This is a genomic window from Streptomyces sp. NPDC058326 (assembly GCF_042879855.1).
Lineage (GTDB): Bacteria > Actinomycetota > Actinomycetes > Streptomycetales > Streptomycetaceae > Streptomyces.
Map to the genome: position 1 here is coordinate 62,015 of NZ_JBHVZO010000001.1, position 16,055 is coordinate 78,069.

The 16,055-nt window shown below is 73.0% G+C and carries 11 protein-coding genes; 6 read left to right on the top strand and 5 right to left on the bottom strand.

Annotated elements, in window-relative coordinates; all coding sequences use genetic code 11:
- Positions 1-29 precede the first annotated feature (29 nt).
- From ACFVYX_RS00275 to ACFVYX_RS00285, 3 genes are all read right to left on the bottom strand, one after another.
- Positions 30-1,295: an MFS transporter gene (locus tag ACFVYX_RS00275; protein WP_389679019.1), complete on the bottom strand. Its 1,266-nt coding sequence runs from the start codon at positions 1,293-1,295 to the stop codon at positions 30-32.
- Complete coding sequence (locus ACFVYX_RS00280) at positions 1,292-1,738, bottom strand: GNAT family N-acetyltransferase (RefSeq protein WP_389679020.1); 447 nt, start codon at positions 1,736-1,738, stop codon at positions 1,292-1,294. The genes ACFVYX_RS00275 and ACFVYX_RS00280 overlap by 4 nt, the downstream gene beginning before the upstream one ends.
- Positions 1,739-1,956: 218 nt before the next feature.
- Positions 1,957-5,316 carry a BTAD domain-containing putative transcriptional regulator gene (locus tag ACFVYX_RS00285; RefSeq protein WP_389679021.1) on the bottom strand — a complete coding sequence of 1,120 codons (3,360 nt, stop codon included), beginning with the start codon at positions 5,314-5,316 and terminating at the stop codon, positions 1,957-1,959.
- A gap of 146 nt (positions 5,317-5,462) precedes the next feature.
- Between ACFVYX_RS00285 and ACFVYX_RS00290 the strand changes: the two genes are divergently transcribed.
- The 4 genes from ACFVYX_RS00290 (at position 5,463) to ACFVYX_RS00305 (ending at position 10,843) form a co-directional block, all read left to right on the top strand.
- Complete coding sequence (locus ACFVYX_RS00290; RefSeq protein ID WP_389679022.1) at positions 5,463-6,227, top strand: SDR family oxidoreductase; 765 nt, start codon at positions 5,463-5,465, stop codon at positions 6,225-6,227.
- Between the two features lie 108 nt (positions 6,228-6,335).
- Positions 6,336-7,004: an NAD(P)H oxidoreductase gene (locus ACFVYX_RS00295; RefSeq protein ID WP_389679023.1), complete on the top strand. Its 669-nt coding sequence runs from the start codon at positions 6,336-6,338 to the stop codon at positions 7,002-7,004.
- Positions 7,001-8,482 carry an MFS transporter gene (locus ACFVYX_RS00300; protein WP_389679024.1) on the top strand — a complete coding sequence of 494 codons (1,482 nt, stop codon included), beginning with the start codon at positions 7,001-7,003 and terminating at the stop codon, positions 8,480-8,482. The genes ACFVYX_RS00295 and ACFVYX_RS00300 overlap by 4 nt, the downstream gene beginning before the upstream one ends.
- A gap of 309 nt (positions 8,483-8,791) precedes the next feature.
- Positions 8,792-10,843: a serine/threonine-protein kinase gene (locus ACFVYX_RS00305; protein ID WP_389679025.1), complete on the top strand. Its 2,052-nt coding sequence runs from the start codon at positions 8,792-8,794 to the stop codon at positions 10,841-10,843.
- Positions 10,844-11,004: 161 nt separating this feature from the next.
- On the opposite strand, the gene ACFVYX_RS00310 is transcribed toward ACFVYX_RS00305, so the two are convergent.
- Entirely contained in the window at positions 11,005-11,499 is a 495-nt protein-coding gene (locus ACFVYX_RS00310; RefSeq protein ID WP_389679026.1) for a MarR family winged helix-turn-helix transcriptional regulator, read from the bottom strand.
- Positions 11,500-11,618: 119 nt separating this feature from the next.
- Here ACFVYX_RS00310 and ACFVYX_RS00315 point away from each other — a divergent pair, with 119 nt between their 5' ends.
- Together ACFVYX_RS00315 and ACFVYX_RS00320 are read left to right on the top strand one after the other, a co-directional pair.
- Complete coding sequence (locus ACFVYX_RS00315; protein ID WP_389679027.1) at positions 11,619-12,035, top strand: organic hydroperoxide resistance protein; 417 nt, start codon at positions 11,619-11,621, stop codon at positions 12,033-12,035.
- 253 nt (positions 12,036-12,288) lie between these two features.
- The gene (locus ACFVYX_RS00320) at positions 12,289-14,343 is read left to right on the top strand and encodes a phosphocholine-specific phospholipase C (protein ID WP_389679028.1); all 2,055 of its coding nucleotides are present in this window, start codon (positions 12,289-12,291) and stop codon (positions 14,341-14,343) included.
- A 215-nt stretch (positions 14,344-14,558) separates the two neighbouring features.
- Here ACFVYX_RS00320 and ACFVYX_RS00325 read toward each other — a convergent pair whose 3' ends face one another.
- A complete protein-coding gene (locus ACFVYX_RS00325) occupies positions 14,559-16,046 on the bottom strand; it encodes a hypothetical protein (RefSeq protein WP_389679029.1) in 1,488 nt (495 codons plus the stop codon).
- Between the last annotated feature and the right edge of the window lie 9 nt (positions 16,047-16,055).

Consider the following 16,055-nt stretch of genomic DNA (forward strand, 5'->3'; position numbering starts at 1 on the left):
AACAGGACGTGCCGTTCGGGGTGAATTGATCACGGAGTCGGGTCGAGCGCGTCGTACCGGCGGAAACCGCGTGCGTAGAGGGCGAGGGCACCGACCGCGAGGACGCAGGCGATCCCGCCGCCCGTGACGGCGACCGCCGGCGAGGTCAGGCCGGCGACCGAGCCCGCGAGGAAGTCCCCGAGCCGGGGCCCGCCCGCGACGACCACGATGAAAACGCCCTGGAGCCTGCCGCGCATCTCGTCGGGCGCGGCGACCTGCATCATCGTGTTCCGGAAGATCATCGAGACGGTGTCGGAGTACCCGGCGAGGGCCAGCAGGAGCAGCCCGAGCCAGAGGTTCCGGGTGAGTCCGAAGACGGCGATGGCGGTGCCCCAGCAGGCCACGGCCATCAGGATCGCCTGCCCGTGGTGGCGGATACGGCCCTGCCAGCCGGAGAGGACCCCGCCGAGAAGCGCCCCGAAAGCGGGCGCGGCGACGAGGAGTCCGGCGGTCTTCGCGTCACCGCCGTACCAGAGCACGGCGATCGCCGGGAACAGGGCGCGGGGGTGGGCGAGGATCATGGCGCAGAAGTCCGAGAGGAACGTCATGCGCAGGTTGGGGCGGGTGGCGAGGAAACGCAGCCCGTCGAGTACGGAGGCCCTCTTTCCGCCCTCCTTCCGCTCCGGGAGCATCGACGGCAGCCGCCACATGGCGTACAGGCTCGCGGAGAAGGCGAGGGCGTCGATCAGGTACGCGGTCTGGTAGCCGGCGAGTCCGACGATCAGTCCGCCGAGACTGGGTCCGACGAGCGTGCCGAAGGTCATGACCATCGAGTTGAGCGCGTTCGCGGCGCGGAGCTGCTCGGGCGGCAGCAGCCGGGGGATCATCGAGGTACGGGCGGGCGAGTTGAGCGCGGCGCACACGGCCTGGAGGGCGACGATCGCGTACAGGAACCAGACGCGGTGGAAGCCGGCGAACGCGGCGGCGGCGAGCGCGATCGACAGGACGGCGGAGCCGCAGGCGCTGACGAGACCCAGCTTGCGGCGGTCGACGGTGTCGGCGACGGCGCCGCCGTACAGACCGAAGACCACGAGCGGGACGAGCGAGAACAGCCCGACGAGCCCGACGGAGAAGGGCGAGCGGGTGATGTCGTACACCTGGAGGGAGACGGCGAGGGCCGTCATGCCCTGCCCGACCCACGAGACGGTGCTCCCGAACCAGAGACGGCGGTAGTGCGCGGACGTCCGCAGCGGGGTCAGATCCGCGAAGACCCTGCGGCGTTCCCGCTTCTCGCGCTCCTCCTCGGTGGCGGTCACGCGACGTCGTACCGGAGCTCGGGGCGGTCCCAGTGGATGTGCCCGGCGGCCCGGACGGTTCCGGTGCGGACGGCGCCGGTACGCAGGTAGAACTCCTCGGCGGGCGGGTGTGAGACGACCCGCACGGCCCGGAGCCCGGCGGCCCTGGCCTGGCCGGTCATGTGCGCGATGAGCAGCCGGCCGATGCCGAGACCCTGGGCGCTGTCGGCGACGAAGGCGAGATCGAGCTCGGCCTCGTCGACGAGGAGCGCGTAGAACCCGAGCACGCGCTCGCTCTCGTCGACGGCGACGAAGACGCGATGGTGCTCGATGTAGGCGCCGCCGACCTGGTACCCGTCGACCATGGCGGCGTAGTCCCCCTGGTAGGCGCGGGAGTTCCGGACGAGCCGGGTGAGCCGCTTGGAGTCGTCGGCGGTGGCACGCCGGATGGTGATGTCGGGCATGGGGTGAGTATAGGAGTGGGGGCGGATAGTGCTCCTTACGGTTAGGGGCGGGGGTGAGGGAGGACGGGCACGCCGTCAGGCACCCGTCCTCCGCCAGACCCGTCCGCCGTCAGGCACCCGCCGTCAGGCACCCGTCCTCCGCCAGGCACCCACCCGCTGTCAGGCACCCGCCCGGCGGCAGGTGGGCGTTGGACGGTCGGGGCGAAGGGCACACACCCTCACGTCGGGGTGGGCGCCGCCGGGCGGCTCGCGGCCGCCACCGCCGCCTCCGGGGTCAGGGTCGTGCCGTGGGTGAACGCCGTCGTGAAGCCGGTCGCTCCCAGGGCCGTGCGGGCCGTCTCCTCCGCGCGGTCGACGTCCGCGCGTTCCGCCGGCGGCAGCGGCGCGCCCGTCGAGGCGCGCAGCGCGGCCGCCGCGCCCAGGAGGAGCGCGGCGCCCCCGGCACGCCCCGCCGGGGCGTGTGCCGAGGCCAGGCCCTCCAGAGCGAGTGCGACCGCCCGGGGGTCGCCGGAGGCCAGCGCGGTGCCGTACCCCTCCTCCTGGAGCTTCAGCGCTCCCGCCACATCGCCGCGCGCGAGCGCCGAGAAGCCCAGCTCCGCCAGGATCAGCGCGTTGGCGCTGTCGAGACCGACCGCCCGGTGCCAGTCGAGGACCTCCCGCAGGTGCCGTTCGGCCTCCTCGACGAGGCCCTCGCGCCGGGCGCCCAGGCCGAGCCCCAGGACCGCGTTGATCTCGCCCGCGCGGAACCCGACCTCCACGGCCCGGTCCCGTGCCGCCGCGTGGTAGGTCCGCGCCTCGGCGAGGTCGCCCCTGAGCAGGGCCGTACGCCCGATCCCGGCCAGCAGGTCGGGCACCTCGGTCGTCAGGCCGAAGCCCTCGGCCGCCGCGAGGCCCGCCCGCTTGAGCCGGTCGGCCCGTTCGTACGCGCCGTGGATCTCGGCAACCGTCGCCAGCGGGTACACCGACCAGAGCCGGCAGCACGCGTCCCCCAGCTCGGCGAAGAGCGCGTCCGACCGGGCGGCGTCGGCCTCCGCGCCCGTCACGTCGCCGGCGAGCAGCCGCTGCACCGAGCGGTCCGCGAGCGCCGCCGCCTCGCCCCAGCGGTCCCCCTGGGCCCGGAAGCCGTCGAGCGCCTGCCGGGTGAGGTCCCGGCCCTCGCTCTGGCTGCCGGTTCCGCAGAGCGCGTGGGCGAGGAACCAGCGGGGCCAGGGGTGGCCGTCGGGACGGCCGGTCGCGGCTGTCGTCGCCGCGTCGTACGTGGTGAGGGCCTCCGCGATCCGGCGGCGCCGGTCCGTTCCGTCACCACCCATGATCGCGAGGCCCGTGCGCCAGACCTCCACGCGGGCGCGCAGGACGGCGAGTCCGGGCGCCGTGGCCTCGTCCGGGTCCGGCGGCGCCCCCGTCGCCATCACCGTCGCCGCCGCCGTCGCCGAGCGCAGCGCCTCGCCGAGGCGGCCGCGCATGATCCAGTACCAGGCGAGCGCGTCGACGAGGCGGAGTGCCACCTCGGCGTTCCGTCCCGCGGCGGGCGCGGCGAGGGCCCGGTCGAGAGCCGCCCGCAGGTTCGGGGTGTCGGCGTCGAGGCGGGCGAGGGCGCGGCGCTGGTGGGGGCCGCGCAGGGCGGGCCCGGCCTCCTCGGCGAGGCGCAGGTAGTGGGCGAGGTGGCGTTCGCGTACGGTCTCCGTCTCGCCGGCGTCCCGCAGCCGTTCGAGGCAGTACGCGGCCACGGACTCCAGGAGCCGGTAGCGCGGCCCGTCAGGACCGTCGACGGCCACGACGAGCGAACGGTCCACGAGCCGCGCGAGCAGCCCGAACACGTCCCCGGCGACGACACCCCCGTCGGCCCCGTCCCCACCGCCCCCGTTCCCGGCGGCTCCTCCCGCCGCTTCCCGGTCCGCGTCCGCGCAGACCTCCTCCGCCGCCGTGAGCGAGCAGCCCTCCGCGTGGACCGCGAGGCGTCGCAGCACCGTCCGCTCGGGTTCGCCGAGGAGTTCCCAGCTCCAGTCGATGACCGCGCGCAGGGTCTGCTGCCGGGCGGGGGCGCCGCGCAGGCCCGCGTCGAGCAGCCGGAACCGGTCGTCGAGCCGTTCCAGGAGGCCGTGGACGCCGAGGGCGCGGACGCGGGTCGCCGCCAGTTCCAGGGCGAGCGGGATGCCGTCGAGACGGCGGCAGATGGCCCTGATCACCTCCTGGGCGGCGGGGTCGAGGGCGGCGCCCGATCCGAACCCGGGTGCGGACGCCGCCGCCCGTGCCGTGAACAGCTCGACCGCGCCCGCTCCGTCGAGCGGCTCCACCGCCCAGAGCGTCTCACCCGCGAGCGCGAGGGGTTCCTGGCTGGTCGTCAGGACGACGAGCCCGGGTGAGGTGCGCAGCAGCAGTTCGGTGAGGGAGGCCGCTTCGTCGACGACGTGTTCGCAGTTGTCGAGGACGAGCAGGGTGCGCCTGCCGCGCAGGACCTCGGCGAGCCGCTCCCCCGTGCCGAGCGGCCGCTCGCCCTCGGGCCGCAGCCCCCACACGCCGTCGTCGCGGAGTTGGAGCGCGGTGGCGACGACCTCGGCGAGCTCTCCGCGCGCGCCCGCGAACTCGACCAGCCACACTCCGTCCGCGAACTCCTCCCGGAGCCGCCCGGCCGCCTCGACGGCCAGCCGTGTCTTCCCGACGCCGCCGGGCCCGGTGAGGGTGACGAGCCGTCGTTCGGTGAGGAGCTTCCGTACCTCGGCGACGGCCGCGTCCCGGCCGACGATCCCGGTGAACGGCGTGGGCAGATTGCCCCGCACAGGGTCGCCGACCGCCACCGGCCGGGGCTCCGGGACGGTGGGCCGGGGCGCCGAGAGGGCCGGGTCCTGGCGGAGCATCGCGGCGTGCAGCGCGGCCAGTTCGGGGCTGGGGTCGAGCCCCAGTTCGTCGGCGAGGCGGGCGCGCAGCTCCTCGTACCCCGCGAGTGCCTCGCTCTGCCGTCCGGCGCGGTACAGGGCGCGCAGCTGGACGGCCCGCAGGCGTTCACGCAGGGGGTGGAGGATGACCAGCTCCGCCAACTCACCCAGTAGTGCGCCGTGTTCACCGGCTTCGAGCCGCACCTCGGCCAGCGTCTCGCATACGGCGAGCCGCTCCTCCTCCAGGCGCTCCGCCGCGCCCCGTACGAACGGCTCCTCGCCGAAGTCGGCGAAGGCCGGGCCCCGCCACAGTCCGAGCGCCTCGCCGAGCAGTTCGGCCCTGGCCCGCGGGTCGGCCGTGTCCCGGGCCTGTGCGGCGAGGCGCCCGAACAGATGGGCGTCGAGGGCCCCTTCGGGTACGTCGAGGAGGTAGCCGGGTGCCCGGGTGACGACGAGTTCGCGTCCGCCGGGCTCGGCCTCCTCCAGGGCGCGGCGCAGCTGGGAGACCTTGGCCTGGAGGGCGCGGAGCGGGTTGCCGGGCGGTTCGTCGCCCCAGAGGGAGTCGACGAGGCGGTAGGCGGCGACCGGCCGTCCCGCGTCGACGAGGAGCGCGGCGAGCAGGGCCCGCACCTTGAGCTCGGGGACCCGGACGGGCGTGCCGTCCTCGGTCCGTACGGCTGTCTCCCCCAGCACCGCGAATCGCATACGGCCACCGTAACCCGGCTCGAACAGGACCCGGACCGGACCCGAACAGGAGCCGAGCCGGACCCGAACAGCCGCCCGCCAGAGTCGTTCCCGTCAGCAGGAAACAACGCGGCGGACACCCGCCGCGGACACCGAGGAGCAGGAACATGAGCAGCGGCACCCTCACCGGCAAGACCGCCCTCGTCACCGGCGGCAGCCGTGGCATCGGCCGGGCGATCGCCCTCCGTCTGGCGGCGGACGGCGCTCGGGTCGGCGTCCACTACGCGAGCAACGAGTCCGCGGCGAAGGAGACCGTCGCCGCGGTCGAGGCGGCCGGCGGCTCCGCCTTCGCCCTCCGCACCGAGCTGGGCGTCCCCGGCGACGCCGACGCGCTCTGGGCGGCCTTCGACGCGGCGGCCGGGGGTGACCGGGGCGTCGACATCCTGGTCAACAACGCCGGGATCGCCGGGCCCGGCCTGATCCACGAGGTGGAGGAGGCCGATTACGACCGGGTGTTCGCGGTCAACGCCAAGGCGCCGTTCTTCATCATCCAGAAGGGCCTCGACCGGCTGCGCGACGGCGGCAGGATCATCAACGTCTCCTCCGGGGTCACCAAGGTCGCCTTCCCCGGCATGACCTCGTACGCCGCCTCCAAGGGCGCCGTCGAGGTGCTGACCCTCACGCTCGCCCAGACGCTCGGCTCGCGGGGCATCACGGTCAACGCGGTCTCGCCGGGCACCATCGAGACCGACATCCACCCGTGGATGGCCGACCCGGCCGCCAAGGCGCACGCCGCCGGGTTCTCGGTCTTCGACCGGGTCGGACAGCCGGGTGACGTGGCCGATGTCGTCGGCTTCCTCGCCTCCGACGCCGCCCGCTGGGTCACCGGCCAGAACATCGACGCGAGCGGCGGCTCCGGCCTCGGCCTCTGACGGCCCCGGTGCCGGCCACCCATGGGCGGGCCCGCGACCATCCCGGGCCCGCCCCTCCCCCCGAACGCGCCCACGCCCCTCCTCGCCCACGCGAAGGAACTCCCGGTCATGGCAGCTCACACCCTCCTCGTCCTCGCCCACCCCCGTACCGACTCCCTCACCGCCCAGGTCGCCGCCCGGCTGCACGCCCGCCTCAAGGACGAGGGCGGCACCGTCGACGTACTCGACCTGTACGCCGAGGGGTTCGACCCGGCGCTCCGCCCGGAGGACGAGCCGGACTGGGAGAACCGCGAGAAGGTCTACTCCCCCGAGGTCCGCGCCCACATGGACCGCGTCCTGGCCGCCGACGACATCGTGGTCGTCTTCCCCGTGTGGTGGTTCACCCCGCCGGCCATTCTCAAGGGCTGGATCGACCGGGTCTGGAACTACGGCTTCGCCTACGGCCGGAGCCGCCCCCGGCTGGCGGGGAAGCGGCTGCTCTGGCTGGCCCTGATGGGCGGTACGCCCGAGGAGATCGCGCGGCTCGGCATGACCGACGCCCTCGGTCTGATGCTGGTGACCGGCATCTCCGAGTTCTGCGGACTCCCGGACGCCTCCCTCCGCGTCCTGCACGGCACCGAACTCTCGGGAGTGCCCGTCGAGTTGCGCGTCGGCCGGGTCGCCGAACTGCTCGACGAGGCCGAGCGGACCCTGACGGAGGAACTTCTCGGCGCGACCCCCACGACCGCCGCAACGGCAACCACCGAGAACACCGAGAACGAGGAGCCGGCCCGATGACCACGACCCTCGCGGAGAACACCGCGACACCGCCCCGGGCCGGAGCCCGCCAGTGGATCGGTCTCGCCGTGCTCCTGCTCCCCGTCACCCTGATGACCGCCGACCTGGGGGTGCTGTGGCTTGCCACCCCGTACCTCTCGGCCGATCTGCGGCCCAGCGGTGCCCAGTTGCTCTGGATCACCGACATCTACGGCTTTCTCACCGCCGCCACCCTCGTGGTCATGGGCACGCTCGGCGACCGCCTCGGCCGCCGCAGGCTCCTGATGGCCGGCTCGGCCGGCTTCCTGCTCGCCTCGCTCCTCGCCGCGTACGCGGCGAACGCAGGGACGCTGATCGCGGCCCGCGCCCTCCTCGGCATCGCGGGGGCGGCGGTCCTGCCGTCCACGCTCGCCCTGATCAGCCATATGTTCGCGGACGCCCGGCAGCGGGCCACGGCCATCGCGATGTGGGTGACCGCCCTCTCCGTGGGGCTCGCGATCGGACCGGTGATCGGCGGGGTGCTGCTTGCTTCCTGGTGGTGGGGTTCGGTCTTCCTGATGGGCCTGCCGGTCATGCTGATCGCGCTGGTCACTGCGCCGCTGCTGCTCCCCGAGTACCGCGACCCGAGTCCCGGGCGTCTCGACCCGGCGAGTGTGCTGCTCTTCCTCCTGGCGGTCCTGCCGCTGGTGTACGGCGTGAAGTCGCTGGCCGCGCACGGCCCGACGGCCGAGGCGGGGATCGCTTTCGCCCTGGGGCTGACCTTCACGACCCTCTTCGTCCGGCGCCAGAACCGCCTGGAGTCCCCCCTCCTCGACCTGCGGCTCTTCAAGAACCGGGCCTTCACGGGCGCGCTGCTGACCCTGCTCCTGGGGATGACCGCGCTCAACGGCGTCGAGTACCTGGTTCCGCAGTACCTCCAGGCGGTGGCGGGGCTCCCGCCGCTCGATGCGGGGCTCTGGCTGCTGCCGGGGGCGGCCGGTCTGATCGCCGGTTCACAGCTGACGCCGTTCGCGGCACGCCGGGCGCGTCCGGCGCATGTGCTCGCCGGCGGGCTCCTCGTCTCCCTCGCCGGGTACGCGGTGATCGCGCTGGCGGAGGGGGTGACCGCGGCCGCCCTCGGCCTTGCGGTGATCATGTTCGGCGCGGCGCCGATCAGCGTGCTCGGTACGGCCCTCGCGGTCGGCTCGGCCCCGCCGGAGAAGGCGGGCGCGGCGGCGGCGACCGGTCAGACGGCGTACGACCTGGGGCTCGCCCTGGGGATCGCGGTCACCGGAAGCGTGGCGGTCGCCGTCTACCGGGGCGGTGTGCCGGCGGACGCTCCGGCAGCGGCCCACGAGAGCGTGGGGGCGGCGCTCGCCCTGCCGGACGAGGGGCTGCGGGAGCAGGCACGGGAGGCGTTCACGACGGCGCTGCACTCGGCGTCGGCGCTGAGCGCGGTGTTCGCCCTGGTGACGGCGGTCGTGGTCCTCACCCTGCTCCGGAAGGTCCCGCGCGCCTGAGGGACCGCCCTCCCCGAGGGGGATCGGAGGGCGGGGAGGTCGCTGGGGGGTGTCCTGCCGATCAGGCGGGACACCCCCCGGGTGTATTGACCCGCAGCGGGTGTCTTGCCCGATCGGGCAGGACACCCGCTAGAGCGTGTCTCTTTGGTCGTTGCCGGGTCTCCGCACGAGGCAGGACGCGGCTGGGCCTGTGGGCGGCGGTGTCTCACACAAGCAATTCTCTGCTGGGCAGGGGCGGTCCGCGCCCGCCGCACGGAACGAAACCGTCCGTCCCCTCGCTGTTGGACCGTTGGGCTACTCTCCTTCGTCGTGGACCAGTTGACCGCCGAAGACCCGCCGCGCATAGGCCCCTACCGCCTCATCGCCCGCTTAGGTGCCGGCGGCATGGGCCGGGTCTATCTCGCCCGCTCCGAAGGCGGGCGCACTGTCGCGGTCAAGGTCGTGCAGACCGAGTTCGCCCAGCACGCCGAATTCCGCTTGCGGTTCGCCCGCGAGGTCACCGCCGCGAAGCGGGTCGGTGGAGCCTGGACCGCGGCCGTGCTCGACGCGGACACGGACGCGGAGACGCCCTGGGTCGCGACCCAGTACATTCCCGGACCCGATCTGCACGCCGTCGTGGCCGAGCGGCACGGGCCGTTGCCCGAGCAGTCGGTGCGGGTCCTGGCCAACCGGCTCGCGCTCGCCCTGCAGGCCATCCACGGGGCGGGCCTCGTCCACCGCGACCTCAAGCCGTCCAATGTCCTGGTCACCGTGGACGGGCCCCGGGTCATCGATTTCGGTATCGCCCGGGCGCTGGACAGCATCAGCGGGGACAGCCTGCAGACCCGCACGGGCATGGTGATCGGTTCGCCCGGCTTCATGTCCCCGGAGCAGGTACGTGGGCTCCACGTCACCACCGCCTCCGATGTGTTCTGCCTGGGTTCGGTCCTCGCCTACGCCGCCACGGGGCGCCAGCCCTTCGGGGCGACCGGCAACGGGCTGCACGCCCAGCTGTTCCGGGTCGCCGAGGAGGAGCCCGACCTGGACGGGCTGCCGGAGACGCTCCTCGGACTCGTACGGGAATGCCTGCAGAAAGACCCGGCACAACGCCCCACGCCGGAGCAGATCGCCGCCCGCACCGCCACAGAAGGCGTCGACGAATGGCTTCCGGGCGCGCTGCTCGGCCAACTGGGGCGGCACGCGGCACAGTTGCTGGACTTCGATCCGCTGCGGCCGCACACGGCCCTCGTGCCGGGTCAGGCTCCCACTCCGCCGGCGCCCGCCCGGCCCGTACCCACCCCCCGGCCCGTGACCACCCCCCGGCCCGTGACCACCTCCCGGCCCGTGCCCGCTCCCGCCGCACCTCAGCCCGTGCCCCCGCCCGCCGCGGCCCCGTCGGACGCGCTCGCGCAGGCGCCCACGGTGGGACCGGGATACGACGAAACGGCACGCTCGCGTGTGTCGGCGCAGCCCCCGGAACAGCGGCGTCGCCCGGCCGTCGTGGCGGGGACGGCAGCCGTCGTGGTGCTCGTCACCGTCGGTGGCCTGCTCGCGCTCCGCCCGTGGCAGGGCGGGGCGGGGGAACCACCGTCGCTGAGTGCTCCGAAGGCGTTGCAGGGAAGCTGGGAGGCGCGCCTGAGCAAGGGCGACCTGCACAGGGAGGGGGCGCTCGCACGCCTGCTCGTCGATGGGACGGGCACCGCCCAGTACTCCCTGCTCAACGAGGAGCGGCTGTGCGTCTGGGAAAGCACCGTCACCGCCTCCAGGAGTGACGCGATCGCGCTCGGCTCGAGCCGGCTCAAGAGGGTGAGCCCCCGGTCGGAGGCGGAACGTTGCGAAGACACCACCGAGGACTACAGCTCCTCCCGCCCGGACGGTACCGGGGCGTTCGTCGCCTCATGGAACGGTGCGTTCAAGTGGGAGGACGACCCGGGCTTCTACGACCACCACAACGACGGACAGACCTCCTACGCACCTGCCATGTTCGAGAAGGTGCCGCCCGCCACGGGCGCCCTGCCGGAGAAGTTCCGGGGCTCGTGGGGCGGCCGGGCGGCGGACGGCACCTACCGCATCGAAGTCACGATGGGTCAGGGCGCGGCGAAACGCGACATTCGTCTCGTGTCCATCAGCGCGGTGGGCGAGAGGTGCGCGTACAAGGCGGAGGTGTTCTCCCAGGATCCGACCCGGCTCCGCACCGCGCCCGCGGAGCTCGCCGACAACAAGCAGCCGTCGGGCTGCTCCAGAAGCACCGCCTCCCTGACATTCTGGGCGAGCGAGGACAAGGGAAGACGGAAGCTGTCCTCCGGTCCCCTCCTCGGCGTCGACACACCCTCCGCCGAGGCCGGCCACTGGGTAGCGGAGCTGACCCCCGCAGGCACCTAGGGCCTGTCTGACAATTCCCGCCGGGTCCGGCCCGCCCGGCACGCACGCTCGCCGCACGGCCGAAACGCCCAAGTAGCTCCGCTACGAGGGCGTCCCGGCCGCACGCCGATCGCACGCACCGAACGACCCGGCCTGATCCGGCGCGAATTGTCAGACACCCCCTAGGGGCTGTCCTGGACGCAGGAGGCGAGGTCGTCCGGGTCGACGCCGTCGAGCCGGGCGGCCAGCACGGCTAGCCGTTCCCGCAGCTCGCGGAGCTCCTCCAGGTCGAGGCCGGTCGCGGCGGCGATCCGGCGCGGGACGGCGTGGGCCCTGGCCTTCAGCCCTGCCCCCTCGGGGGTGGGCCGCACGGTGACGGACCTCTCGTCCTCGGGGCTGCGCCGCCGCTCGACGTATCCGGCCGCCTCCAGGCGCTTGAGCAGCGGCGAGAGGGTGCCGGAGTCGAGCCGGAGGCGTTCGCCGATGCCCTTCACGGGCAGCTCGCCGTGTTCCCAGAGGACGAGCATGACGAGGTACTGGGGGTAGGTGAGCCCCAGCTCCTTGAGGGCCTCGCGGTAGACGCCGTTGAACGCACGGGTCGCTGCGTGCAGCGAGAAGCAGATCTGGTGGTCGAGCCGGAGGAAGTCCTCGTCCGGGACCGTGTCGAGCGTCTCCATGGCTCCAGGATACGCGAGGACAGCTCACACGCGATTGAGTTGTGCACAACTGAATAGTGCGCTATCAATAAAGGGCCACCGCATCACAGCGCACCCCGAGGACAGGAACGGAAGAGAACATGGACGCGATCTACACCGCCGTCGCCACCGCCAACGGCCGCGAGGGCCGCGCCGTCAGCTCCGACGGCCACATCGACCTCCCCCTCGCCCACCCCCAGGCCCTCGGCGGCAACGGTCGGGGCACCAACCCCGAGCAGCTCTTCGCCGCCGGGTACGCGGCCTGCTTCGCCAGCGCGATGGGTGTGGTCGCCCGCCAGGAGAAGATCGACATCTCCGAGGCCTCGGTCACCGCCGAGGTCTCCATCGGCAAGGACGCCACGGACGGCGGCTTCGGCCTCGCGGTCGTCATGCGCGCCGAGTTCCCCGACCACCTCCAGGGCGACGCGGGCCGCGCCCTCCTGGAGAAGACCCACGCCTTCTGCCCGTACTCGAAGGCGACCCGCGGCAACATCAAGGTCGACCTCGTCGTCGAGTGAACGAGCAGTAGGTCACGTGGTCGAGCAGCCGCTCGACCGACCTCCTCCGTGTGAAAGCCCCGGTGCGCCCGCGCGCACCGGGGCTTTCACACAGCGGCACGAGGGATTCGTCCGCCGTACCGCGGGCAGCCATGGGACGGCCGCCGGGCGGCGATCCGCGGGCGCTCTTCTTGGGGCGCTCGCCGGGGAGCAGCCCGGCCGCAGCACGCGCACCCCCACCCGTGCCCGTACTCACCGGAGGAGAACACCCCCCATGGCCGACCTCGACCGTCGCCGCTTCCTGCAACTGGCGGGCGGCACCGCCGCGTTCGCGATGCTCTCCGAGAGCATCGCGCGTGCCGCCGCCATACCGGCGCAAGGCACCACCGGCACGATCCAGGACATCGAGCACATCGTCGTCCTGATGCAGGAGAATCGTTCCTTCGACCACTACTTCGGGGCGATGAAGGGCGTACGGGGCTTCGGCGACCCGCGCCCCGTCACCCTCCCCAGCGGCAAGTCGGTCTGGAACCAGGCGAACGGCGGGAAGGTCACCCTGCCGTTCCGCCCGCCGAGCGACGACCTCGGCATGGAGTTCCTCCAGGGCCTGAACCACGACTGGGCGGGCGGGCAGAAGGCCTTCAACAAGGGCAGGTACGACCAGTGGATACCCGCGAAGACGCCCGCCACGATGGCGTACCTCACCCGTGAGGACATCCCGTTCCACTACGCGCTCGCCGACGCCTTCACGGTCTGCGACGCGTACCACTGCTCGTTCATCGGCTCGACCGACCCGAACCGCTACTACCTGTGGTCCGGGCACACCGGCAACGACGGCACGGGCGGCGGCCCCGTCCTCAACAACGCCGAGGCGGGATACGGCTGGAAGACGTACCCCGAGCGCCTCGAAGCGGCCGGGATCTCCTGGCGGGTCTACCAGGACGTCGGCGACGGGCTGGACGCGGCGGGCCACTGGGGCTGGATCAACGACGCCTACCGCGGCAACTACGGCGACAACTCCCTCCTCTACTTCAACACCTACCGCAACGCACAACCCGGCGACCCGCTCTTCGACAAGGCCCGGACGGGCACGGACGCGTCGAAGGGCGAAAGCTACCTCGCCGACCTCCGCGCCGACGTCCAGGCCGACAGGCTGCCCCAGATCTCCTGGATCGCGGCCCCGGAGGCATTCACCGAGCACTCCAACTGGCCGTCCAACTACGGCGCCTGGTACCTCTCCCAGGCCCTGGACGCGCTGACGTCGAACCCGGACGTGTGGGCCCGTACGGCCCTGTTCATCACGTACGACGAGAACGACGGCTTCTTCGACCACGTCGTCCCGCCGTACGTCCCGGCCTCGTCGGCGCAGGGCCTCTCCACGACACCGACGGCGCTCGACCACTTCCCGGGGAAGACCGGATACGTGGCCGGCCCGTACGGCCTCGGCCCGCGCGTCCCGATGATCGTCGTCTCGCCCTGGTCCACCGGCGGCTACACCTGCTCCGAGACCTTCGACCATACCTCCGTCATCCGCTTCATGGAACAGCGCTTCGGGGTGCGCGAGCCCCAGATCTCACCCTGGCGGCGAGCCGTCTGCGGCGACCTGACCTCGGCCTTCGACTTCACGAGCACGAACACCCGCCCGGCCCCCCTGCCGCCGACGGACGGCTACTACCCGCCGGACCGCAGCCGCCACCCCGACTTCCTCGCCACCGCCCCGGCGTCCGGCACGATGCCCCGCCAGGAACGGGGCGGCAAGCCCACCCGGCCGCTGAAGTACGCCCCGTACGTGGACGGCGCCGCCGACACGGCGGCGGGCATCTATCGCCTGACCTTCAGCGGCGGCCCCTCGGCGGGCGCCCACTTCTACGTGACGTCGGCGAACCGCACGGACGCCCCGTGGACGTACACGACCGCGGCGAACACATCCCTCTCGGACACCTGGAACACCACGTACTCCAAGGGCCTCACCGACCTCACGGTCCACGGCCCGAACGGCTTCGTCCGTCGCTTCCGCTCCCCCGGCAAGACGGCCGTCCCGGAAGTCAAGGCCCGCCACAACCCCACCACGGCAACCCTGGACCTCACCTTCACCAACGCGGGCCCCACCACCCAGCTCACCCTGCGGAACGCCTACGCGAACACCACGCGGACGGTGACGGTCCCCCAGGGCGCGACGGTCCCCCTCACAGTGGACGTCTCCGCGGCCCACCACTGGTACGACCTCACGATCACCTCCCCCACGTCCCCCGACTACCTCCGCCACCTCGCGGGCCACATCGAAACAGCCCTCCCGAGCCACTCGGACCCGGCGATCCTGACGTACTGACCCTCCCGCGGAGCACACGGCCGGGGGCGCATGGGCACCAGCCCATGCGCCCCCGGTCCCGTCGAACGGCGGTCAGGACCCGCCGTGAGGTCGGCGACCGCGCCCGTCAGCCGACGCATCCCGGGCAGGCACAGGGGGATGGTGGACCGAATGACCCGCTTCGGGCTTCGCGTGCCCGAGGGCCTCTTGGCGGGAGCGAGCGCGTCGGACCGCCATCAGGAGAGGCTGCCCTGGCCGGCCTCTCCTGCGAAGACCAGCTGGGTGAGTGCGGGGCTGTAGTCGGCGGTGACCGTCACCCGGTACAGGCCGCCGGCCGGGACTCTGAGTGCGGCGCGGAGCCTGTTGCCACTGTCGGCCTCCAGCGATGCCCTGGTGAGGTGGTCGGTGTCGACGGACGAGACGGTGCAGCGGACTCCGGCGGGGTCGTCGGTGCCCGTCACGTACAGGTGCCACGGCTCGCCGGGGGTGACGTAGTCGGGGACGCTCAGGCCCAGGCCGCCGTCCGCCTGGTCGGGGCCGAGGTGGTCGTCCTCGAGCAGGAAGTCGGCGACGGTGCGGAGTGCTTCCTTGCCGCTCGCGAGAGCTCCGTGCTGCGCGTGGAGGGGGACGACTCGGCGGATCAGTGACGCGGATCCCCGGTGGACGGTGCCGTCGCCCCAGCCGGGGAAGCGCGTGGGGCGGCCGTGCTCGTCCCGTTTGAGTTCGCCGTCGGTGTCGGCGCGGAATCCGTATTCGGAGCCGCGGACGACGCCGGCGTCCAGCCGCAGGGATTGAACGGTGGCCTGGCGGATGCCGACGACGGGCCTGAGGTGGGATGGCGGCCGGCGGTCGTAGAGGGTGTCGAAGAAGGCCTGGGAGGCCTGGAAGAGTTCCTTGTCGCCGCCGAGGTCGCCGACGTCCACGGGTGAGAGCCGGCGGACGTCGGCGCCGTCCTCGAGGCACAGGAAGCGGGGCAACAGGTCGTGGACGCCCGGCATCGTGGCGGCGGCCCGGGACAGGCGGGTGTGCGGCAGCGGGAGGGGCCCGCCCTGCCGGGCGTTGAGGATGGCCGTGGCGACGACCGATCCCTGGAAAGGCGTGCCCAGGGTCATCACACCGCGGGTGTCGTCCGTCAGGTCGCTGTCGCCGCCGAGGGTGAGGGCCGCGTAGGTGACGAGGCCGCCCATGGAGTGGGCGATGAAGACGAGCCGGGCTTCTCGCTGGTCGACGGCGTTGCGCCGGGCCGCGGCGTGAGCCGGGTGGGCCCGCCATCGGGTGAGGTGCTCGCGAGCGGCGGTGGCGAGTTCCCCGGCGTGCGCGGCGACGGCCAGGCGCCAGTCGTACGGGAAGGTCATGATGGCGTCGCGGTGGGCGACGTGGTCCTCGATGGTCCGTACGAGCTGGTGGTAGGGCTCGATGCCCCGCAGGAAGGGGCTCCAGGCAGGCACCCGCAGCAGGCTGCGGGCCTTGACGCGACCCCGTTCCCCTTCCCGCTCCTGCGCCGTGAGCCCGAGCGACGTCAGTCCCGTGGGCGTGAGCCAGGCCCTGGTGAGCCAACCGGCGTTGGCCAACCCCCAGATGACCTCGTCCTGTGCGGTGTCGTAGAGCTCGCTGCCCATGATGCCGGGCACGACAACGACGGCGTCGTGAGTGACGGCAGGTGCCACCGGCGGCTCGCCGCGAGATGACAGAGAAGGGGTGTACCCCTGCGTCGGCTGGTTCATGCCTGCGAC